Annotated in this window: 17 protein-coding genes; 2 read left to right on the top strand and 15 right to left on the bottom strand. The window is 64.6% G+C overall.

The features are described 5' to 3' along the window. The first annotated feature begins 203 nt into the window (after positions 1-203). Both MRBLSP13_RS08620 and yghU read left to right on the top strand, forming a co-directional pair. Positions 204-3011 (top strand): TonB-dependent receptor domain-containing protein, encoded by a 2808-nt coding sequence (locus MRBLSP13_RS08620; RefSeq protein ID WP_363753973.1) that lies wholly within the window; start codon positions 204-206, stop codon positions 3009-3011. A gap of 153 nt (positions 3012-3164) precedes the next feature. Beyond that, positions 3165-4031 carry a glutathione-dependent disulfide-bond oxidoreductase gene (gene yghU, locus MRBLSP13_RS08615; protein WP_363753970.1) on the top strand — a complete coding sequence of 289 codons (867 nt, stop codon included), beginning with the start codon at positions 3165-3167 and terminating at the stop codon, positions 4029-4031. An 88-nt stretch (positions 4032-4119) separates the two neighbouring features. Here yghU and ligA read toward each other — a convergent pair whose 3' ends face one another. From ligA to infB, 15 genes are all read right to left on the bottom strand, one after another. Continuing rightward, entirely contained in the window at positions 4120-6255 is a 2136-nt protein-coding gene (gene ligA / locus MRBLSP13_RS08610; protein WP_363753967.1) for an NAD-dependent DNA ligase LigA, read from the bottom strand. A gap of 137 nt (positions 6256-6392) precedes the next feature. Beyond that, positions 6393-6992 (bottom strand): hypothetical protein, encoded by a 600-nt coding sequence (locus tag MRBLSP13_RS08605; RefSeq protein ID WP_363753964.1) that lies wholly within the window; start codon positions 6990-6992, stop codon positions 6393-6395. A gap of 414 nt (positions 6993-7406) precedes the next feature. Beyond that, positions 7407-8402 (bottom strand): dihydrodipicolinate synthase family protein, encoded by a 996-nt coding sequence (locus tag MRBLSP13_RS08600; protein ID WP_363753961.1) that lies wholly within the window; start codon positions 8400-8402, stop codon positions 7407-7409. A gap of 224 nt (positions 8403-8626) precedes the next feature. Then, on the bottom strand, positions 8627-10291 hold the full coding sequence (gene recN, locus MRBLSP13_RS08595; protein ID WP_363753958.1) for a DNA repair protein RecN: 1665 nt from the start codon (positions 10289-10291) through the stop codon (positions 8627-8629). A gap of 171 nt (positions 10292-10462) precedes the next feature. Continuing rightward, on the bottom strand, positions 10463-11248 hold the full coding sequence (locus MRBLSP13_RS08590; protein ID WP_133651988.1) for an outer membrane protein assembly factor BamD: 786 nt from the start codon (positions 11246-11248) through the stop codon (positions 10463-10465). A 59-nt stretch (positions 11249-11307) separates the two neighbouring features. Then, positions 11308-12321 (bottom strand): sensor histidine kinase, encoded by a 1014-nt coding sequence (locus tag MRBLSP13_RS08585; protein WP_363753955.1) that lies wholly within the window; start codon positions 12319-12321, stop codon positions 11308-11310. A gap of 142 nt (positions 12322-12463) precedes the next feature. After that, the gene (pnp, locus tag MRBLSP13_RS08580; RefSeq protein WP_363735158.1) at positions 12464-14794 is read right to left on the bottom strand and encodes a polyribonucleotide nucleotidyltransferase; all 2331 of its coding nucleotides are present in this window, start codon (positions 14792-14794) and stop codon (positions 12464-12466) included. Positions 14795-14972: 178 nt separating this feature from the next. Then, complete coding sequence (gene rpsO / locus MRBLSP13_RS08575) at positions 14973-15242, bottom strand: 30S ribosomal protein S15 (RefSeq protein WP_046763409.1); 270 nt, start codon at positions 15240-15242, stop codon at positions 14973-14975. Between the two features lie 19 nt (positions 15243-15261). Next, the gene (gene truB / locus MRBLSP13_RS08570) at positions 15262-16173 is read right to left on the bottom strand and encodes a tRNA pseudouridine(55) synthase TruB (RefSeq protein WP_363735160.1); all 912 of its coding nucleotides are present in this window, start codon (positions 16171-16173) and stop codon (positions 15262-15264) included. A 32-nt stretch (positions 16174-16205) separates the two neighbouring features. Then, a complete protein-coding gene (locus tag MRBLSP13_RS08565; protein ID WP_363735161.1) occupies positions 16206-16574 on the bottom strand; it encodes a DUF6491 family protein in 369 nt (122 codons plus the stop codon). Between the two features lie 124 nt (positions 16575-16698). Then, entirely contained in the window at positions 16699-17277 is a 579-nt protein-coding gene (locus MRBLSP13_RS08560) for a thymidine kinase (protein ID WP_363735163.1), read from the bottom strand. A gap of 2 nt (positions 17278-17279) precedes the next feature. Continuing rightward, positions 17280-18176 carry an alpha/beta hydrolase gene (locus MRBLSP13_RS08555; RefSeq protein WP_363735164.1) on the bottom strand — a complete coding sequence of 299 codons (897 nt, stop codon included), beginning with the start codon at positions 18174-18176 and terminating at the stop codon, positions 17280-17282. Positions 18177-18282: 106 nt separating this feature from the next. After that, complete coding sequence (gene rbfA, locus MRBLSP13_RS08550; protein WP_133651794.1) at positions 18283-18684, bottom strand: 30S ribosome-binding factor RbfA; 402 nt, start codon at positions 18682-18684, stop codon at positions 18283-18285. Between the two features lie 5 nt (positions 18685-18689). After that, positions 18690-19064, bottom strand: a complete 375-nt coding sequence (locus MRBLSP13_RS08545) for a glyoxalase superfamily protein (RefSeq protein ID WP_133651793.1) — start codon at positions 19062-19064, stop codon at positions 18690-18692. A 36-nt stretch (positions 19065-19100) separates the two neighbouring features. Continuing rightward, positions 19101-21692, bottom strand: a complete 2592-nt coding sequence (gene infB / locus MRBLSP13_RS08540) for a translation initiation factor IF-2 (RefSeq protein WP_363735165.1) — start codon at positions 21690-21692, stop codon at positions 19101-19103. Positions 21693-21705: the final 13 nt, after the last annotated feature.

The raw sequence follows: 21705 nt of genomic DNA, 5'->3' as shown, positions 1-21705 counted from the left end.
TGCGCGATGACCGGCACGCATAGCCGGCGCGCGCGCAACAGGGGTATTTTCATGTCCATCAAGAAGACATTCGCCGGGCTGCGCCATGGGGCCGCCATTTCCGCCTTTGCCATCGCCACCATCGGGACAGTGCCCGCTTTGGCCTGGTCGTCACCGGGTCGCTGCTGAGCCGCGCAAATGCGGAAACACCCTCCCCTGTCAGTGTGATCACCGCCGAAACGCTCAAGCGCGCGGGCGTTACCAACATGGCCGACGCGATCCGCCAGGCTTCGGCCGATGGCGCCGGCTCGATCGGCATCGGCTTCACCAGCGGCTTCTCCGCCGGCGGCTCCGCCGTTTCGCTGCGCAATTTGGGCGTCTCGTCGACGCTGTTGCTGGTCGATGGCCTTCGTTCCGCCAACTTCCCGCTCAGCGATGACGGCCACAACAGCTATGCCGACCTTGCCAGCATCCCGCAGGTCAACGTCCAGCGGGTCGAAGTGCTGAAAGATGGCGCGTCGTCGACCTATGGCGCCGATGCGATCGGTGGCGTGGTGAACATCATCACGCGCAAGCAGTTCACCGGTCTGGAGGGCGGCGCCGAGTCCGGCATCACACAGGAAGGCGACGGCCAGAAGTACCGCCTGCGCCTGCTGGCCGGCTATGGCGACTATGACAGCCAGGGCTGGAACGTCTATGTCGGCGGCGAATATGAGAAGGGCGGCAAGGTCACCGCCAATTCGCGCGGCTTCCCGTTCAATACGCTGGACTTGAGTCCCATCGGCGGCAAAGACAATAACCGCGCCGACGACACGCTGACCCAGCCGACGACCAACGCCGTCGTCACGCGGGTCGTGCAGACCAATCTCAACAATCCGCTCGCGGGCAGCGTGGCGAACGCCATCAACAACCCGACGACCTTCATATCGTTGACGCCGCTCGCGAACTGCCCCTATGGCACCTTCACGCAGAATACGGCCTCTCTCTCCGGCACGGCATGCGCACACGACCTTACCCGCGAATATGTGCAGATCATGCCGCCGCAGGAACGCTATGCCGGCGTTGCCCGCTTCAGCTTCCGCCTGAGCGACGATATCGAGGGCTATGTCGCGGGCAGCTATTCGCATAACAAGGTCGACATCACCCTGCTGCCGCGCGGCATCCGGCAGAACCAGGCGTTCGGCGGATCGCCGTCGACGTCGACTACCAATCCGGGCATAGTCCTACCGGTGTGGATCTGCCCCTCGGGTGTCAATTGCGCCGATCCGGCAACCCCGGGCCGCACGCTGAACCCGAACAACCCCTATGCCGCCGCCTATGCCAATGATCCCGCCAACGGCGCAGCGCGCATCTACTATCTGTTCGGCGACGTGAAGGCCGGTTCGGTCCGCACCAACGAACTCTACCGCATCACCAGCGGCCTCAAGGGCACCTTTGCCGATAGCTGGAACTGGAACCTGGAGACCGCCTATTCGCGCGACGACCTGAAGCTGGTCCAGACGGGGTTCGCCAATCTCAACGGGCTGGTACAGGCGATCAACACCGGCTCCTATAACTTCGTCAATCCGAGCCTCAACTCTCAGGCCGTTCGTGACTTGGTGCTGCCGCCGATCACCTCGCTGTCGAACTCGCAGGAGTTCACGGTCGATGCCTCGATCAGCCACAGTTTCTTCACCCTGCCGGGCGGCGACCTTCAGGTCGCGGTTGGCGGCCAGTATCGCAAGGAGAAGCTGACCAATCGCAGCGCCAACCCGAACCTGGACGTGCCCGGCCTTTCGACCGCGCAGGCCTATGGCAACCGCGACGTCTGGGCGGGCTATTTCGAGATCGACGCGCCGATCCTCGACTCGCTCGAAGTGAACGCGTCGGGCCGCTACGACCATTATTCGGAAGGCTTCAGCCACTTCTCGCCCAAGTTCGGCGCGAAGTTCACCCCGATCAAGCAGATCTCGCTGCGCGGCACCTATTCGAAAGGCTTCCGCGCCCCGACCTTTGCCGAGATCGATCCGCGTAGCTCCTTCTCGGGCTTCGTCGGTTTCAACCCGAGCACGTCGCCCGACGCCGTGGCGTTCCGCCAGGCCCACGCTGCGAACGCCGCGTATATCGCCAATTACTCGCTTGGCCGAGGCTATGTCGGCAACCCTGACATCAAGCCGGAGAAGTCACGCAGCTTCACGCTGGGCGCAGTATTCCAGCCGACCCGGAACGTCAGCGTCACGGTCGACTATTTCAACGTCAAGAAATCGGACCTGATCGTGACGGGGCCGCTGACCGGCGACGCTATCAGAGCCTATTATTCGGTCGCAGGCGGCACCTACGCTTCGGCCGATGCGGCGGCGGCGGCGGGCTGTGCCGCAGTGGCTGCGGTCGGCGCGGGCTATTCGTGCAACGTCATCGACGGCGCCGACCCCTTCGCGCTCAACGCGCTACCGCGTCTACTCGTGGTCAACGCGCCTTATGTGAACGCCAATTACGACGTCACCACGGGCCTTCAGTTCGGCGCCAACGGCCAGTTCGACATCAGCGACAATGTGCAGTTCCAGACCCGCCTCGATCTGCAGGCGACGCTGAAGTTCAACCGCCACCTCGCCAGCGGCGCGGTGCAGCGCTTCGCCGGCACGGTCGGCCCGGCGGATCTCTCGTCGGGCGGCGGCACGCCGAAGTGGCGCGGCAACTGGCAGAACACGCTGACCGTAGGCAAGGTCTCGCTGACCGCGACGACCTATTATGTGGGCAGCATGAAGGGCGTCGCGACGGACCAGGGCAATCTGGACACATCGTGCGCTGCCACGCTCTACGGTGGCGGACCCGCTTTCTGCAAGATCAAGACCTTCGTCTATGCCGATCTGAACGCGACGGTGGAGGTCAACGAGAATTTCAGCTTCTTTGGCTTCATCGGCAACTTCACCAATGCCGGGGCGCCGCTTTATGCGAACACGCTCTATACGACGCAGCCCAACTATCTGGCCTCGTGGCACTTGCCGGGCCTGATCGGCCGCACCTACCGCGTCGGGGCGAACTTCAAGTTCTGATCCTCGGCAAGGGGAAAGGAACGGAAAGGGCGGTCTCCCTTGGGCCGCCCTTTTTGCAGATCGAGATAAGGAAAATATGGGCGGGCCGCGCTTGCGGCCTACCCTTCTGCTCCCTACCTGCAGGGCCATTGCCAATCAGCGGAGCACGCCTGCATGAGCCAAGACTATATACCACCGCGCGTCTGGACCTGGGACAAGGAGAATGGCGGCGCCTTCGCCAGCACCAACCGGCCGATCGCGGGTCCGACCCATGACAAGGAACTGCCGGTCGGCAAGCACCCGTTCCAGCTCTATTCGCTCGCCACGCCCAACGGCCAGAAGGTGACGATCATGCTGGAAGAGCTGCTGGCGGCGGGCAAGGATGCCGAATATGACGCCTGGCTGATCCGCATCAGTGAAGGCGACCAGTTCGGCAGCGGATTCGTGTCGGTCAATCCCAACAGCAAGATCCCGGCATTGATGGACCACAGCGTCTCGCCGCCGCGGCGGGTGTTCGAGTCCGGGTCGATCCTGGTCTATCTGGCCGAGAAATTCGGCGCCTTCCTGCCGACCGATCCGGTGAAGCGGACCGAGACGCTCAACTGGCTGTTCTGGCAGATGGGCAGCGCGCCGCTGCTGGGCGGCGGATTTGGGCATTTCTTCGCCTATGCGCCGGAGAAGTTCGAATATCCGATCAACCGCTATGCGATGGAAGTGAAGCGGCAGCTGGACGTGCTCGACCGGCAACTGGCCGAGCATGAATATGTCGCGGGCGACGAATATAGCATTGCCGATATCGCGATCTGGCCCTGGTATGGCGGGGTCGTGCTGGGTCGCGCCTATGACGCGGCGGAATTTCTCGACGCGCAGAGCTACACCAATGTGCTGCGCTGGGCGCGGCAGATCGATGCGCGGCCCGCAGTTGCGCGCGGACGCATGGTCAACAAGGCGAACGGGCCGCTGGAAGGACAGCTTCGGGAGCGGCATGACGCCGGCGATTTCGAGACGCGGACGCAGGACAAGCTGGAGCCAGCGGACTGAGACTCCCGACGGAGGGGCGGGTCCGGCGCGGCCGGGGCGCCGCCCCCCCTTCAGCCCCCTCCCCTGACGGGGAATTTCGAGTGCCTGTCTAGCCGGCGGCCTTGACGATTTCTGCCCAGGCGGCTTCATCGATGACGTCGATGCCCAGCGCCGCCGCCTGCTTGAGCTTCGATCCGGCGCCAGGGCCCGCGACCACAAGGTCGGTCTTGGCGCTGACCGAGCCGGCCGCCTTGGCGCCCAGCCTTTCGGCCTGCGCCTTGGCCTCGTCGCGGCTCATGGTTTCGAGCTTGCCGGTGAACACCACCGTCTTGCCCGTGACGGCGCTGGCCGTGGTTTCGACCACATAGTCGGGCGGGGAGACTTCGTTCAGCAGGTCGTTCCAGACGTCGACATTATGCGGTTCGTGGAAGAAATCGGCCAAGGCGTGGCCGACCGCCGATCCCACATTCTCGACGCCGATATGTTCCGCAATCGCCTTGTCCAGACGGTTGCGGAAGCGGGATTCCTCCTCCCCCTCCGCAGGGACGGCCGCATCGCGCAGCGCGATGATCCCGACAGCGAGCGCGCGGACCCCCTCCAGCGTGGTATAGCGCTTGAGCAGGTCGCGGGCAGTGACCGCTCCGACATGCCGGATGCCGAGGCCAAAGAGCAGGCGCGCGGCGTCGGGCTGGCGCTTTGCCTCTATCGCGGCGAGGAGATTGTCGACGGACTTTTCCTTCCACCCCTCCCGGCCCAGCAGGTCGGCCCGGCGTGATTTCAGGCGGAAGATGTCGGCCGGTTCCGCGATCCAGCCGAGGTCGAGAAATTCCTCGATGCTCTTTTCGCCCAGCCCCTCGATATCCAGAGCGGCGCGGCTGACGAAATGGCGCAGGCGTTCGAACCGTTGCGCCGGGCAGATGAGGCCGCCGGTGCAGCGTATGTCGACCTCCCCTTCCTCCCGCACGGCCTCCGACTGGCAGACGGGGCAGTGGTCGGGAAAGGCGAAGGGCGGGCGCGGTTCGTCCCGCGTGAGGTTGTCCACCACCTGCGGGATGACGTCGCCGGCGCGCTGGACGATGACGCGATCGCCGGGGCGGACACCCAGCCGCGCGATCTCGTCGGCATTGTGCAGGGTGACGTTGGAGACGACGACGCCGCCGACGGTTACGGGAGTGAGGCGACCCACGGGGGTCAGCTTGCCGGTGCGGCCGACCTGTATGTCGATGGCCTCCAGCGTCGTCTGGGCGCGTTCGGCGGGGAATTTATGAGCGATCGCCCAGCGCGGGGCCTTCGCGACGAAGCCCAGGCGCTGCTGCCAGTCGAGGCGGTCGACCTTGTAGACCACGCCATCAATGTCGAAGGGCAGGTCGGCGCGCGCGGCTTCGATGGCGCGATAATGGGCGATGAGCGCCTCCAGCGTGTCGACGCAGGCCAGGCGGTCGGACACGGGCAGGCCCCAGCTTGCGATCGCCTGCATGACGCCAAGCTGGGTCTCCGCGGGGACGGCGCTGACCTCGCCCCAGCCATGGGCGAGGAAGCGCAGCGGGCGGATGGCAGTGACCGCGGCGTCCTTCTGACGCAGCGAGCCGGCGGCGGCGTTGCGGGGGTTGGCGAACTGGCGGGCCTTTTCAGGGTCTTCGGCTTCGGCGAGAAGGCGGGCGTTGAGCGCGACGAAATCGGCCTTCGCCATATAGACCTCGCCCCGCACCTCGAACAGGTCGGGGATGCCGGGGCCGGCGAGCGTCTGGGGAATGTCGGCGATGGTGCGGACATTGGCGGTGACATCCTCCCCGGTCGTGCCGTCGCCTCGCGTGGCGGCGAGGACCAGTTCGCCCTTTTCATAGCGCAGCGAGCAGGACAGGCCGTCGATCTTGGGCTCGGCGGTGAGCGCGACGGCGGCGTCCTCCGGCAGCGCGAGGAAGCGGCGGACGCGGGCGACGAACTCGGCAATGTCCTCATCGGAAAAGCCGTTGTCGAGGCTCATCATGCGGACGGCGTGCTGGACCTTCCGGAGGGCGGAGGTCGAGGCGGCGCCGACCAGGGCATTGGGGGAATCGCTGCGGATGAGATGCGGGAAGATAGCTTCCAGCGCGTTGTTCTCGTGGATCAGGGCGTCATAGGCGGCGTCCGTGATCTCCGGTGCGTCCTGGTCGTGATAGAGCCGGTTGTGGCGCGCAATCTCCCGCGCGAGGCGCATCAGGCGGTTGGCGGCTTCGGCTTCTGTCATTTGCGCGGGGTCGGTCATGGACACGTCTTTAGCGTCGGCCTTTGCGCGCGGGTAGCGGATATTCGGGGGTGGCAGGGGAGAGCGGGCGTTGTGGTGGATGGCGGATGGTCAGCTTTCAGGTGCGGTGGGGACATAGCAGTCGTGTCAACAGACTCTTAGCCACACCATGGGCCGCACCACTCAACACGCTCAGCGACCTTCCAAGCGATGCCTCCGATTGCACTCAACCAGACAGCACCAGCAAGGTTGGTGAGCAGATTGTCTATCTTTGACCACCGATAATCAGGTGGGATTTTCCATTCCGGCGCTGGGCGATTGACCAGCTTCAACTCAGCTTCTGCAGTCGCTGCCCCGTCGTAGTCTGCCTTGCGTTGGCGGACCTCCATCAGATTTTCGAAATCGCTAGCAGCATCGCGGGTGGCGGTGATCCCGCTCCACCAGATTGCTGTCGCCCCGGCCATTAGGCCGGTGAGGAAGAGAAATACGGTTTGAGCAATGTCGGCCTCAGTGATTTGAAGCCTTGTGACCCACTGGCTCCCCAAGCTGCTCAGTAACGCCGCCAACGACGCGGCATTGAGAGCGAGCAGTCCAAATCGCGTCCGTTCTCGTAACTTGTCGCGGCGGTCGATTGTTTGCTCATATCGCCTTGTTGTGATGGATAGCTCTTCGTCTGCCAAGGTAGCACTGACGCGATAAATGTCACGAAGGGCCGGCAAATCAGCCAGTTTTAACGACGATCGATTGTCATCTTCCACAGTGCTTGCCCCCCACACGCCGCATCGGATAGTTCGCGGCCGAAACGAGCTACATTCATTGCGACACCCATCAGCCAAAAATCAAGTAATCCCCTCAGAGCCAATCCATCGGATTTGTACTAGGTAGGACGAGCTTCAGCTTTGAGGCGTGGCTCGAAGAGCGACGAACGACCATCTTTGGTCGGCACCTGCCGAAGCTGTGACCATCTTGCTTTGGGACATAGTTGCCGTTGCGAGGGTGCTCCTCGTGCGGCGGGGTTCGCGAAAGCCGGTCAGTCGGGAGGCTACATTTGTGGACGGCCCCCTGGGGCAAGTCTTTTGCCCGGGCGTGGTTCTGATCGCGAATGGTGCGATCATATGGCCAGCCTCAAGGGAGCGCCGAACCCCCATCCATTTGACTTGCCCCGCTCGACATCAGAGGCCTGATTGCTGGAGTTCGGCATGATATGCCGCATAGGCCCGTCCCGAGCGACTGGCGCCTTCCAGATATTCCGCGGGGACGAGATGGTATGGCGGACGAGGGTCGCCAATCCGCACCCAACCGGCCGCGTTCATCCGCCCCCTTTCGAGCCCCACGGCGAACTTCGAAAATTCCGTGAACTCACCACGCGGGAACAGGCCCTGTTCGCATTGCTGGAAACGGTCGGCGATCGCCTTGGCATTGCTCCAGTCACCGCTGACTTTGGCCTTGGCCACCGCGTCGCGCAACGCCAGCGCCGGGCGCGGCCCGCACAGCGCGCTGCTTGACCAGAACGCAGTCATCCTGTCCGGAGCAATGCGCGAGGCGGCATAATAATCCGCCTCGTGCGTCAGGAAGCGGATATCGGGAGCAAGGTTGAGGTCGGCCGCCAGCAAACCGATTCCGAGATATTTGCAAGCAACGACCTGCGGCAGCTTGCCGACCTGGGCCCAGAACGGACGGGGGAATTCGAACTTGAATGCCTCACTGTTGGCATAGATCATGATCGCCGTGTCGGGGCAGGCTTCGCTGACATCATTATAGAATTGAACGGCTGTCGCGACATCGTTCTTGCACCACATCGGCACGCCCAGCATCGTCCCCGAAACGCCAAGCTCGTGCATCGCCCGGGTCTGGGCAATGACCTCACGGGTATTGGGGGCTGTCGTACCAGCGAAAAACGGGATGCGTCCGCCAATGGTCTCCATGACGCAGCCGACGAAGGCCAGCTTCTCATCCCAGGTCAGGCTATGGCACTCACCATAGGTGCCCAGGCTCAAAAGCCCATCGACTCCCGCCTCGATCAATGCCTCAACCATTCGCGCCGTTTCGTCGAGATCGACAGTATCGCGGCTACGCCAGTCCGAAGCGCCTTCCTTCGACGGCGTGGGCAACATCGGCCACAGGCCATTGATTCCGGCAGATTCGATCCTGAGTTTCGGGGCGGACATTATCTTCTCCTTGAAGGGTCATCCGAGGCACTAAAGCGATTTCCAAGCGATCGGAACCGATCGCTGATAAAAAATCGCGGCAAACAAGGAATCCAGAGCGGCAATCTGATTCAATCAGATCGAAACCCGCTCTAACGCGGGTAATGCTGTCAGAACAATCGCCATTGTCTCCGTTTGACGCGAAGGGGACCAATCCGAGTGCTATTTCTGGATGGACGGGCGCGTTACAGCTTTTCGAGCAGCCGTTCCGCCTGTGCCCGCGCTTCTGCCGTGATCTCCGCGCCGGACAGCATGCGGGCGATTTCCTCGCGGCGTTCGCCGTCGCTCAGCGCGTGGACGCCGGTTCGCGTTACGGTGCCGTCGCTGGATTTTGCGATCAGCATATGGTCCTGCCCCCGTGCCGCGACCTGCGGGCTGTGGGTGACGACGAGGATCTGGTTGGTCTGCGACAGGCGGGCGAGGCGTTCACCGATGGCGGAGGCGACGGCGCCCCCTACCCCGCGGTCGATCTCGTCGAAGATCAGCGTGTCCGCGCCGCCCTGCTGTGCCAGGGCGACCTTGAGCGCGAGGATGAAGCGGGACAGTTCGCCGCCGCTCGCGATCTTGACCAGCGGGGCGAAGGGCGCGCCGGGATTGGTGGAGATTTCGAATTCCACCCGGTCCATGCCGTGGGCGCCCCATTGCCCTTCCTCCTGCGGCGCGACGACGGTGCGGAAGCGGGCGGCGTCCAGTTTCAGCGGGGCGAGTTCGGCGGCGACGGCGGCATCGAGCTTTCCGGCCGCCATCTGGCGTTCGGCGGAAAGGGCCTGGGCGGCGGCGCGATAGGCGGCGGCGCGTGCCTTCACCTCGGCCTCCAGGGCGGCGAGATGTTCCTCCCCGCCTTCGATCGCGGCCAGTTTCGCCGCCATGTCGTCGCGCAGTGCGGAGAGATCGTCGGGCTGGACATGATGCTTGCGGGCGAGGCCGCGCAGATCGAACAGGCGGGTTTCGATGGCGTCGAGTCGGGCGGGGTCGAAGCTGAGCGCTTCGGCGGCTTCATTGAGGCGATCCTCCGCCTCGCTCGCCTCGATCACGGCGCGGTCGAGGGCGGCGAGAACCTCGGCCAGCGGTTCATATTCGCCGGCGATGCGGTCGAGGCGGCGGGCGGCCTGCCGCAACTGGGCAAGGCCGCCATCGGAGCCGGTGAAGCATTGGGTGACGGCGGAAAGATCGTCGGAGAGGCGCGCGCCCTTCTGCATGGTGGCGCGTTCTTCGGCCAGCGTCGCCTCCTCGCCGGGCTCGGGGGCGAAGCGGGTGAGTTCGTCCACCGCATGGCTCAGATAATCGCGGTCGCGGGCGGCGGTCTCCACGCTGGCGCGGCTTTCCGCAAGGCGGTCGGCGGCGGCGCGCCATGCATGATAGGCCTGCGCCGCCGCGCCCGTGTCGCAGCGGCCATAGGCGTCGAGCAACGAGCGGTGCCCGCGCGGGTTGAGCAGGCCGCGATCGTCATGCTGGCCGTGGATTTCGACCAGCGCGCTGCCAAGGTCGCGCAGCAGCGCCGCCGAGCAGGGCTGATCGTTGACGAAGGCGCGGCTGCCGCCATCGGCCTTTACCATGCGGCGGATGATGAGCGGTTCGCCGGGTTCCACGTCTATGCCATTGTCGGCCAGCAAATCCGTCGCGCGATGATCGGCGGGAGGCGCGTCGAAGGTGGCGGTGACGCTGGCCTGCGCCTCCCCGCTGCGGACAAGGCCGCTGTCGGCGCGGGCGCCCAGTGCGAGGCCCAGCGAATCGAGCAGGATCGACTTGCCCGCACCCGTCTCACCGGTCAGCACGCCCAGGCCCGACCCGAAATCCAGGTCCAGCGCCTCTATCAGGACGACGTTGCGGATGGACAGGGCAGTCAGCAAGGGCGAGCGACTCCCCCCTCCCGCAGGCGGGAGGGGCCGGGGTGGGTGCACCGCGCCAGCGGCGCTGAATTGGGCAGGAGGGAACGCTCGCTTCGCTCGCGATCCTCCCCTGAACAGAGGCGCGTGATGCCGTTCGACCCCGCCCGCCTGCGGGAGGGGGAACAGGACAGGTCAGGCCTTGTTCGGATGTTCGCGCATCAGCTTGAAGCTGCGCTCATACCATTTCGAACCCGGATAGTTCCGGCCCAGCACCGCAGCGGCCTTCTGCGCTTCGGCGGGGATGCCGAGCGAGAGATAGCTTTCCACGAGGCGCTCCAGCGCCTCCGGCGTGTGCGTGGTCGTCTGATATTTGTCGATGACCGTGCGGAAGCGCAGAGTCGCCGCCAGCCACTGGCCACGACGCTGGTAGAAACGGCCGATCTCCATCTCCTTGCCGGCGAGGTGATCGTTGACGAGGTCGAGCTTCAGCCGGGCATCGGCGGCGTAGCGCGTGTCGGGATAGCGGCGGATCAGTTCGCCCAGCGCGTCCAGAGCCTGTTGCGTGATCTTCTGGTCGCGGGTGACGTCGGCAATCTGTTCATAATAGCAGAGCGCGATCAGATAATAGGCGTAGGGCGCGTCCTTGTTGCCGGTGTGGATCGACAGGAAGCGCTGCGCCGCGCCGATCGATTCCGGATAATCCTGATTCATGTAATAGCTGAACGCGGACATGAGCTGCGCGCGGCGGGCCCAGGGCGAATAGGGATGCTGGCGCTCCACTTCGTCGAAGAGCGCGGCGGCAAGCTTGTACTGGCCGCGATCCAGGCGGTATTTGCCCGCATTGTAGAGCGTCGACACGTCGCGGGCGACATATTGCGTGTCGGATTTGTTCTTCGACGTCGCGCAGCCCGAGAGCAGGGCGGCAAGCAGAAGCGGTGCGGTAGCCGCGCCGATGCGCGTCATGGTTTTCGTCAGCATGGCCGGGTCATAGCGGAGCGAATGCGCCTCGCCAAGCGGCAGAATGTGCATGTCGGTCGCTATGCGCGGGCAGGCAGGTCAAGCCGTGCTATCGCGCCGCCCTTTACCGAGGGCATCAGGGAGAAGCGGCCGTTCAGTTGCAAGGCCAGTGCATTGGAAATCCGCAGGCCCAGACTCTGGCTGAAGCCGGGATCGAAATCGGCGGGCAGGCCCCTTCCATCGTCGGTGACGTCAAGGATTATCGTGCCGTCGCTGACGTTCAGGCTGACGTGGATGCTGCCGCCCCGATGCGGCAGGCCATGTTCGATGGCGTTGTTGACCGCTTCGGTCACGATCAGCGCCATCGACACGGCGATGTCGGGTTGCAGGGTCAGCGCATCGGGCGCATCGACAGTGAGAGCGATGTCGTCGCGACCGCTGGCCGCCAGCACATCGGCGGTCAATGTCGTCAGGAAGGCGCGGACGTCCTGCCCCTCCCCCGATGGATTGTAGAGCTCCCGGCTGATCCGGCCGACCAGCGCGAGCCGGGCCGAAGCGTCGTCCAGCGCCCGGCGGGCCAGGTCATGGTCGACATGGCGTCGCTGGAGCGAAAGCATGGCCGCGACGACCTGAAGATTGTTGGACACGCGGTGCTGCAATTCGTGGAACAGCAATTCGCGATTTTCCGCCAGGGCGCGGCTGCGTTCCCGCTCCAACGCCAGTTTGAAGTTCGCCTTCTGCAAGAGATGGATCAGCGCGATGTCGATGATCACGACGATGCCGTAGAAGGCGAGCGCCAGCAGCACGCCTGGATGGAAGTCGAACGTCATGCGTGGCGGAATGAAGAAATACCAGGACAAGAGGCCGCACAACACGCCCGCATAGATGCCCGGCCGCACCCCGAACAGGAAGGAGGTCAGGATCACGACGGGAAAGAAGGAGACGAAGGGATAGCCGACCGGCATGGCGATTTCGGCGACGGCGCGAATGGCGAGGGCGATCAGGCAGAAAACGGTCGCCAGCAGATAGGCATGCCAGGGTCGACGCAGGGCCAGCGGCAGGCGCTCCACGAATCGTTCGTTCCTGCGCTGCATAAATCCCCCCACAGCTTGATCGTTACCCTATCACAACTTCCGCCCAGGCCAATTGGAGATCAGAAAAGCATTCAAATTCATCAAAAAGGGCGCCCGGATGACCGGGCGCCCTTCCTGTATTATCGGACCTGATGGACCGGGATCAATCCTGGGTCAGGAAGTCCGGCAGACCGGCATTGGAGCCGTCGTCATCGCCATTGCCCCGGCCTTCGCCGCGCGGGCCGCGGTCACGACGGGGGCCGCGATCACCCCGGTCGCCACCGCGTCCGCCGCGGTCGCCGCCACGGTCGCGGCGATTGCGGTCGCCACGGCCGCCTTCACGCTCACCGCCGCGATCGCCCCTGGGTTCGCGGGGAGGACGGGTATCTTCCAGTTCCTCGCCGGTTTCCTGATCGACGACGCGCATGGACAGGCGAACCTTGCCGCGCGGATCGATTTCGAGAACCTTGACCTTCACTTCCTGGCCTTCGGAGACGACGTCCGTCGGCTTTTCGACGCGCTCATTCTTCATTTCGGAGACGTGGACGAGGCCGTCCTTGCCGCCCATGAAGTTCACGAACGCACCGAAGTCGACGATGTTGACGACCTTGCCGGTGTAGACCTTGCCGACTTCCGCTTCCTCGACGATGCCGAGAATCCACTTCTTGGCGGCTTCGATCTGGTTGATGTCGGACGAGCTGATCTTGATGATGCCCTCATCGTCGATGTCGACCTTCGCGCCGGTTTCCGCGACGATCTCGCGGATGACCTTGCCGCCGGTGCCGATGACGTCGCGGATCTTCGCCTTGTCGATCTGGATCGTCTCGATGCGCGGGGCATGGGCCGACAGCTCGGTGCGAGTCGAGGACAGGGCCTTGCTCATCTCACCCAATATGTGGGCGCGGCCTTCCTTCGCCTGGCGCAGAGCGACCTCGAAGATTTCCTGCGTGATGCCGGCAACCTTGATGTCCATCTGCATGGTGGTGATGCCCGCTTCCGTGCCCGCCACCTTGAAGTCCATGTCGCCGAGATGATCCTCGTCGCCCAGAATGTCGCTGATGACAGCGAAATCCTTGCCTTCCAGGATCAGGCCCATGGCGATGCCGGAAACGGGGCGCTTCAGGGGCACGCCGGCGTCCATCATCGAGAGCGAACCGCCGCAGACCGTCGCCATCGAGGACGAGCCGTTGGACTCGGTGATGTCGCTGAGGACGCGGATGGTGTAGGGGAATTCTTCCTTGCTGGGCAGCACGGGGTGCAGGGCACGCCATGCCAGCTTGCCATGGCCGACTTCGCGACGGCCCGGCGCGCCGAAGCGGCCGACTTCACCGACCGAATAGGGCGGGAAGTTATAGTGCAGCATGAAGCTTTCATAATGAACGCCGGTCAGGCCGTCGACCATCTGCTCGGCGTCCTTGGTGCCGAGCGTGGTGGTGCAGATCGCCTGCGTTTCACCGCGGGTGAACAGGGCCGAACCGTGGGTGCGCGGCAGGAAGCCGACCATCGCCTCGATCGGGCGGATCTGCGTCGTGTTGCGGCCGTCGATGCGCTTGCCGTCCTTGAGGATGGCGGTGCGGACGATTTCCGCTTCCAGCTTCTTGGTCAGCTTGATGCCGGCCATGACCGTCTGGGCGTCGAGGCCTTCCTCGGCGAACCAGGCCTTTGCCTTGGCGCGGGCCTCGTTCAGCGCGTTGGAACGGGCGGACTTGTCGGTCAGCTTGTAGGCGGCCGTGATGTCCTTGCCGATCAGCTTCTTCAGCTTCTTCTTGAGGTCGTCGAGATTGTCGCCCTTGGCAACGTCCCACGGATCCTTGGCGGCCTGCTCGGCGAGGTCGATGATCGCATTGACGACCTTCTTCGACGCTTCATGCGCGAACAGCACGGCGCCGAGCATGACGTCTTCCGACAGTTCCTTGGCTTCGGATTCGACCATCATCACGGCATTGCCGGTGGCGGCGACGACGAGGTCGAGTTCGCCTTCCTTCGCCTGGTCCAGCGAGGGGTTCAGCTGATATTCGCCATCCTTGTAGCCGACGCGGGCGGCGCCGATCGGACCCAGGAAGGGAACGCCCGACAGGGTCAGCGCGGCCGAAGCGGCGATCATCGCCACGATGTCGGGCTCGCTTTCGCCGTCAAAGCTCAGAACCTGGGCAATGACGTTGATTTCGTTGTAGAAACCTTCGGGGAAGAGCGGGCGGACCGGGCGGTCGATCAGGCGGGAAACCAGTGTTTCCTTTTCCGTCGCACCGCGTTCACGCTTGAAGAAGCCACCCGGGATGCGGCCGGCGGCGGAATATTTTTCCTGATAATGGACGGTCAGCGGGAAGAAGTCCTGCCCTTCCTTCACCGACTTGGCGGCGGTCACGGCGCACAGCACCACGGTTTCGCCATAGGTCGCCAGCACGGCTGCGTCGGCCTGACGCGCAATACGGCCGGTTTCGAGCGTGAGGGTCTTTCCGCCCAGCTCGATTGATACCTTCTTTACATCGAACATGTTTTTTTCCTTCGCCCGCCTGGCCCTATTGCCGGGCGGGGCCTGTCATGCGGGCTAAACCGGCCCGCAGCGGTTTCGGAGCATCGTCTGGCCCCTTGGTCGGAACATCCTGCCGAATTGCAGGAACCCCGGAATCGGAAACGGCCCCGACATGGGGGCCGCTCCTTCTTTAGCAGGCTTACTTGCGCAGGCCCAGCTTGGTGATGAGGTCGGTATAGCGACCCGCATCCTTTTTCTTGAGATAGTCCAGCAGCGAACGACGCTTGTTGACCAGCATCAGCAGGCCGCGACGGCTGTGGTTATCCTTGTGATGACCCTTGAAATGCTCGGTCAGGTTCGAAATGCGCTCCGAGAGGATCGCAACCTGGACTTCCGGCGAACCGGTGTCGCCTTCGGCGCGGGCATGTTCCTTGATCAGCGCTTCCTTGCGCTCGGCAGTAATCGACATCGGCTTCCTTTCGTAACATCTAGAGATTGAAGCCGCGCACCACCCTGATTTCCCTAAGGGTTTCTGGGCCACTGGCCTCCACCAGCGCGACGGGCGTTTCGCCCTCCATCGCCAGTAACAAGCCGGTATGCGGTTTCCCCACGAGCACCTTCCCCTGTCGGAGAGCCAGCGCGTCGTCGGGAGAGACTGCTAGAGCCGGGATGTCGTCCAGCCCTGCGGTCAACGGCAGCATAAGCTGCGCGATGCCGCCGCCCGTAGCAGCTTCGTCCAATTTGTCCAGCGAAATCGCGGTTTCCAGGGTGAACGGCCCGGCCTTCACCCGGCGGAGCATGGTGACATGGCCGACCGTGCCGAGCGCCAGCGCGATGTCGCGCGCGAGGGAGCGGATATAGGTGCCCTTCGACACATGGGCGCGCAGGGTGACCTCCCCTACCATTTCCTCCTTCGCGATCTCGCGGGAGGGACGAAGGTCAAGGCGGTGGATGGTCACGGCGCGCGTCTTCATTTCCACCTCCTGCCCCGCGCGGGCCAGGTCATAGGCGCGCCGGCCGTCGATCAGGATCGCGCTATAGGCGGGCGGCACCTGTTCGATGGGGCCGGTGAAATCGGGGAGGACGGCCTCCACCTCCGCCAGGGTGGGGCGATGCGCGCTGGACGCGACCTCCCTGCCCTCCCGGTCCAACGTGTCGGTCTGCACGCCCAGGCCGATGGTGAAGTCATAGATCTTGTCGCTGTCGAGCATCCGCCCGGCGAGCTTCGTCGCCTCTCCCACCGCCACCGGGAGAACACCGGTCGCCAGCGGATCGAGCGTGCCGCCATGGCCAACCCTAAGCTTTCCCGCGCCGCTTTGCCGCAAGGCGCGCTTCACCGCGCTCACGGCCTGCGTCGAGCCGAGGCCCAGGGGTTTGTCGAGGATGATCCAGCCATGCATGGCGGGCCCTCTATAGCGGGCGCCGCCTGCTGTCAGCCCTTCTTTGTCCTGGCGGGCGGGCCGGCGCTGTAGGTGAAGCTGGTGATCGGGCAATGCTGGCCGCGCACGACCAGCGTGCCGAACCTGTCGAGCGTATCGATGCCGCGCGTTTCGAAGCCGATGGCGTTGGCGAAGGGCAGGTCGAAACAGTTGCTCATCAGCTTCGCATAATACCATTGGCGATGCTGGTCCTGCACATAGACGCCGCGCGATCCATCGGCTTGCCAGTTCCAGACCCCGCCATGGTTGACGAAGGGAATGGATGCTTCGCCGCTTGCCGGCTGCTGCATCGCGGCCATGGCCGGGACGCTCGCGAACATAAGGGGAAGGGCCAGGAAAGCGGCCCGATATCTGGCGAACATGCTCTGTCTCCTGCAAGAGCGGATTTCGATCTGATGGGATCAGATCGCCGCTCCATCTTCATGACGCCGATATGGGTAGAAGGCCGCTCCGTCGGGAGGACGAGGCGACAATTTGATACAAGATTCAGCGCTGCATCCGCTCCGCGAAATGGCGGCGGCAGAGCGCGACATAGCGGTCATTGCCGCCGATCTCGGTCTGCTCGCCCCGTCGGATCGGCGCGCCCTGCGCATCGACGCGCAGGTTCATCGTCGCCTTGCGCCCGCATTCGCAGATCGTCTTTATCTCGTTCAGCGTGTCGGCCAGGCCCAGCAGCGCGGCGCTGCCCTCGAACAACTTGCCCTGGAAATCGGTGCGGATGCCGTAACAGAGTACCGGAATGTTCAGCCGGTCGCAGACGGTGGCGACCTGCCAGACCTGTTCTTCGTTCAGGAACTGCGCCTCGTCGATCAATATGCAGGACAGCGGGCTGTGCGCCTGCTGGGCGGCGATGGCGGCAAAGAGATCGGTCGCGGCATCGAAGATATGGGCCTGCGCCTCCAGCCCGATGCGAGAAACGATGCGTCCGGCTCCGTAACGATCGTCCACGGCGGCAGTCCACAGCATGGTTTCCATGCCACGCTCACGATAGTTGAAGCTGGACTGGAGCAAAGTGGTCGATTTGCCCGCGTTCATCGAGCTGTAGTAGAAATAGAGCTTCGCCATGGTCAGCGCGCCATTGGCGCGATCTGCTTGAGGAAACGGACCAGGGCGTCGGCCAGCGCGATACGCTTGTCGGAAAAGCTGTGATCGGTCGGCCAGACCATCAGCCGCGTGTCGGGATTGGCCGATTGCGCGTCCGCCGTCACCTTTCGCGCCATGGCGCCGATGCCCCGCTCCGCCCCGATGATGACCAAGGGGCGGCGGCCATAGCCCACCAGCCTGCGGCCGAGGTCGAACTTTTCGACGTTGCCGCTGATTTCGGCGGTCAGGCTGTCATAGCTGGCGCCATGGAGCGGGGGCAGGTCGTCGGCAACTTCGGCCTTCCAAGCGGCTTCGCCCTGCGGCGTGGAGAGGGCGGCGGCGGTTTCGGCCGGATCCCAGGGATCGATCAGGAAGAGGCCCGCGACATGGGGTTCGGCGGCGGCGACGTCGGCGGCCATGAAGCCGCCCATGCTGTGCCCTGCGACGACGATGGCGCTCGTGTCGATGCGATATTTCACCACCGTGGCGGATTGCTGGAGATATTGCAGCGCGTTCCAGGCGTCTTCCGAAGCGTGGGTGAAGGAGAAGTTTCCGGGACTGCCCCAGGAGCCGCGATAGTGGAGCGTCAGCACATTCCAGCCGGCGCGGCGGGCCGCCTGCGCTAGGTCCAGATTCTGCTCATTGCCGGGAAAACCGTGGAGGAGGAGGAGCGTCGGGTGCAGGCCCGAACCGGCGGCGGTATAGAGGACAGCGTTGAGCGCGCCGTCCCCGGAGGGGATGACGAAGGCGCTCATGCCGGCGGGATAGGCGGGATCAGGGGCCGGGTCCGTGGTGACAGCCGGATGGACCGGCGCTTCCCTGGCGGCGGCGGGCGTGGCGAGCGCCAGAAGCGCGGTTGCGAATATGCCCGTTCTTTTCATCTGCCCTGCCCCTTGCCTTGCCTTGCCTTGCTTTGCCTGCGGACAAGACGCTGTTAGCCGGGCTGCGCCGTCGCGTCGATGGGGACGATGTTTGTCGGGCAGCGGCCTATTCGCCCTCGGCCTCGGGCTTGTCCAGATCGCGCGCTACCTTGGGATCGCGCAGCAGCCTGTCGATATGGTTGCCTTCGTCGAAGCTTTCGTCCGCAAGGAATTTGAGCTTTGCCGCATATTTGAGGCGCACGCGGGTCGCGACTTCGCGCTGGAGATAGGCGGTGTTGGTGCGCAGCGCCTTCAGCACGGCCTCCTCATCCTGGCCGAGCAGCGACTTGATGAAGACCGTCGCGTGGCGCAGGTCGGGCGACATGCGAACTTCCGTCACGCTCACCACATGGCTGGCGAGCACATCGTCATGGACGTCGCCGCGCTGAAGGATCTCGGAGAGCACATGGCGCACCTGTTCGCCCACGCGCAGCAGGCGGACGGAGGGACCTTCCTGCAAATTGTTCATGCCATTCACTCCGGCAAATCGGTAAAGAAGGTCAAATTATTTCCGGCCGGGTCCGTGATCGTGATTTCAAGGCTGCCCCATTCCGTCTCGACCGGTTCCCCCGGCCGGGCGTTGCCGAAATGCTTGGCGCGCAGCTCCGCCGCATAGGCCCGCACGTCATCGACGGCGATGCGAATGCCCGAACCCGGCGTCCCGTCACCATAATGTTCGGACAGGTGCAGTACGCATCCCTCACGCGCCACGCCCATGTAGAGCGGCATGCCAGGTTCGAAGCGATGTTCGAACACCACCCCGAACCCCAGGAAGTCGCAGTAAAAGGCGCGCGTCCGCGTTTCATCGAAGCTGCGGAGGATTGGCGTGACCTTGCCTAGCATGACCATGTCCTTTTCCTCCGCGCCGCGTCGCGCGCGCTGTTGTTACAGCGTCCGGGCGCGTTCCTCGACCTCGAACAGCTCGAGCGTGTCGCCAGGCTTGATGTCGTTCGTGTCCTGAAGGACCGCGCCGCACTCCATGCCGGCGCGGACTTCGGCCACGTCGTCCTTGAAGCGACGGAGCGAGGCGATGTTGGTGCGCGACACGATGACATCGTCGCGGGTAAGGCGCGCGGACAGTCCCTTGCGGATGATGCCGTCGAGGACGAGCAGGCCCGCCGCCTTGTCCTTCTTGCCCGCGGGGAAGACCTGAAGCACCTCGGCCCGGCCGACGATGGTTTCGATGCGTTCGGGGGCAAGCTGGCCCGCCATTTCGCCGCGAACCTCTTCGAGCAGGTCGTAGATCACGTCATAATAGCGCAGCGAGATCTTCTCGCGCTCCGCCAACTGGCGCGCCTTGGCATTGGGACGGACGTTGAAGCCGATCAGCGGCGCGCGGCTGGCGGCGGCCAGCGTGACGTCGCTCTCGGTGATCGCGCCGACACCCGAATGCAGGATGCGCACCTTGATCTCGTCGGTCGAAATGCGGTTCAGCGACGACACGATCGCTTCGACCGAGCCCTGCACGTCCCCCTTCACCACCACCGGATATTCGATGACGGTCGTGTTGAGCGCCGAGAACATGTGCTCGAAGCTGGTCGGCGCGGCAGTGGTGCGCTTCTTGGTCGCCTGTTCCTGACGATAGGCGGCGACTTCGCGGGCGCGCGCCTCATTCTCGACAACGGTGAGCTGGTCGCCCGCCATCGGCACGCCGGAGAGACCCAGCACCTCGACCGGCGTCGAGGGACCAGCGACCTTCACCTGCTGGCCCTTGTCGTTGATCATCGCGCGGACCTTGCCGCTTTCCGAGCCGATGACGAAAGTGTCGCCGATCTTCAGCGTACCCTTGCGCACCAGAACGGTGGCAACGGCGCCGCGACCCTTGTCGAGCTGCGCCTCGATAACATTGCCTTCGGCGGCGCGATCCGGATTGGCGGTCAGTTCGAGCAACTCGGCCTGGAGCAGGATCTTTTCGATCAGCTCGTCAAGGCCGGTCTTCTTGAGTGCCGAAACCTCCACGTCCTGGACGTCGCCGCCCATATCCTCGACCACGACCTCCTCGCTCAGCAGGCGCTCGCGCACCTTCTGCGGATTGGCATCGGGCTTGTCGCACTTGTTGATCGCGACGATCATCGGAACGCCGGCCGCCTTGGTATGGTTGATGGCTTCGATCGTCTGCGGCATCAGGCCGTCGTCCGCCGCCACCACCAGGATGACGATGTCGGTGACGTTGGCGCCGCGGGCGCGCATTTCCGAGAAAGCCTCGTGACCCGGCGTATCGAGGAAGGTGATGATGTCGCCGCTCTTCGCCTTGATCTGATAGGCGCCGATATGCTGGGTGATGCCGCCGCTTTCGCCGGACACGACATTGGTGCCGCGCAGCGCGTCGAGCAGAGAGGTCTTGCCGTGGTCGACATGGCCCATGATGGTCACGACCGGCGGACGCGACTTCAGCGTTTCGGGTGCGTCAACCTCACCCTCCATGCCGATTTCGACGTCGGCATCGGACACGCGCTGGATGCGGTGACCGAATTCCTCCACCAGCAATTCGGCCGTATCCTGGTCGATCGCCTGGTTGAGCGTGACGGCGGTGCCCATCTTGAACAGGGCCTTCACCAGGTCCGCGCCCTTTTCGGCCATGCGGTTGGCGAGTTCCTGGACAGTGATGCTTTCGGGGACCACCACGTCGCGCGACTGCTTTTCCCGCTGCTGGGCGCCGCCCGAATAATGGGCGCGGCGTTCCTTCTCGCGGGCGCGCTTGAGCGCGGCGAGGCTGCGGGCGCGGGCGCTGTCATCATCCGCGAGGGCGCGGGTGACGGTGAGCTTGCCTGCCTGACGGCGATTGTCGTCGCCGCGCTTGGCCCGCTCCGGCTTGGCCGGTTCGGGGCGCTTGACCGGGGCGACCGGCGTGAAGCGGCGCGGCGGGGGCATGGTGGACGTTGCGGGCTTCGTTTCGGCAGCGGCCGGCGCGGCCTCGGCCGGGGCATCGGCCGCGACAGGCGCGGCTTCCTCAACGTTCGCCTTGGCCGTTTCCTCGACGGTCCCCGCGTCCACTTCGGGCTGGCGCGCGACTTCGGCCTCGGAAGCCTCTGCGGCCAGGCGATTTTCCTCGGCGCGGCGCTTTTCCTCCTCGCTTGCGGCAAGGCGCTGGGCGTCTTCGCGACGGCGCGCGTCCTCCAGCGCGGACATGCGGGCTTCCTCCGCCTCGCGCAGCAGCTTCGCCTGCAATTCCTGACGGGACATCAGGCTCTGCGGCGGGGCCGGGCGTGCGGGAGCCGGCTGCGGCGCGCGCGCCTGCGGCTGGGGCGCCGCCGGAGCGGCGGGGGCAGCCGCGGGCGTGGGATCAGCCTGCGGTTCAGGCGCAGCGTGGCCGGCTTCGCCCGGCTTGCCCAGGATGCGGCGCCGCTTCACCTCAACCACGACCGTGTTCTTGCGGCCGTGGCTGAACTGCTGCTGCACCTGACCGGACTCGACCGTGCGCTTGATCCCCAGCGGCTTGCGGCCCAGAACCGGCTTGTCTTCCTTGCTGTCACTCATACGACTGAACTAT

Origin of the sequence: Sphingobium sp. LSP13-1-1.1 (genome assembly GCF_040676415.1) — a bacterium.
In the GTDB taxonomy this organism is placed as follows: domain Bacteria; phylum Pseudomonadota; class Alphaproteobacteria; order Sphingomonadales; family Sphingomonadaceae; genus Sphingobium.
This window is presented reverse-complemented; position numbering and strand designations above follow the sequence as displayed.

Coding starts and splice junctions, on each gene's coding strand:
- yghU (WP_363753970.1), top strand. CDS start 3,165: ATGAGCCAAGACTATATACCACCGCGCGTCTGGACCTGGGACAAGGAG.
- ligA (WP_363753967.1), bottom strand. CDS start 6,255: ATGACCGACCCCGCGCAAATGACAGAAGCCGAAGCCGCCAACCGCCTG.
- MRBLSP13_RS08600 (WP_363753961.1), bottom strand. CDS start 8,402: ATGTCCGCCCCGAAACTCAGGATCGAATCTGCCGGAATCAATGGCCTG.
- MRBLSP13_RS08590 (WP_133651988.1), bottom strand. CDS start 11,248: ATGCTGACGAAAACCATGACGCGCATCGGCGCGGCTACCGCACCGCTT.
- MRBLSP13_RS08585 (WP_363753955.1), bottom strand. CDS start 12,321: ATGCAGCGCAGGAACGAACGATTCGTGGAGCGCCTGCCGCTGGCCCTG.
- pnp (WP_363735158.1), bottom strand. CDS start 14,794: ATGTTCGATGTAAAGAAGGTATCAATCGAGCTGGGCGGAAAGACCCTC.
- rpsO (WP_046763409.1), bottom strand. CDS start 15,242: ATGTCGATTACTGCCGAGCGCAAGGAAGCGCTGATCAAGGAACATGCC.
- truB (WP_363735160.1), bottom strand. CDS start 16,173: ATGCATGGCTGGATCATCCTCGACAAACCCCTGGGCCTCGGCTCGACG.
- MRBLSP13_RS08565 (WP_363735161.1), bottom strand. CDS start 16,574: ATGTTCGCCAGATATCGGGCCGCTTTCCTGGCCCTTCCCCTTATGTTC.
- MRBLSP13_RS08560 (WP_363735163.1), bottom strand. CDS start 17,277: ATGGCGAAGCTCTATTTCTACTACAGCTCGATGAACGCGGGCAAATCG.
- MRBLSP13_RS08555 (WP_363735164.1), bottom strand. CDS start 18,176: ATGAAAAGAACGGGCATATTCGCAACCGCGCTTCTGGCGCTCGCCACG.
- rbfA (WP_133651794.1), bottom strand. CDS start 18,684: ATGAACAATTTGCAGGAAGGTCCCTCCGTCCGCCTGCTGCGCGTGGGC.
- MRBLSP13_RS08545 (WP_133651793.1), bottom strand. CDS start 19,064: ATGGTCATGCTAGGCAAGGTCACGCCAATCCTCCGCAGCTTCGATGAA.
- infB (WP_363735165.1), bottom strand. CDS start 21,692: ATGAGTGACAGCAAGGAAGACAAGCCGGTTCTGGGCCGCAAGCCGCTG.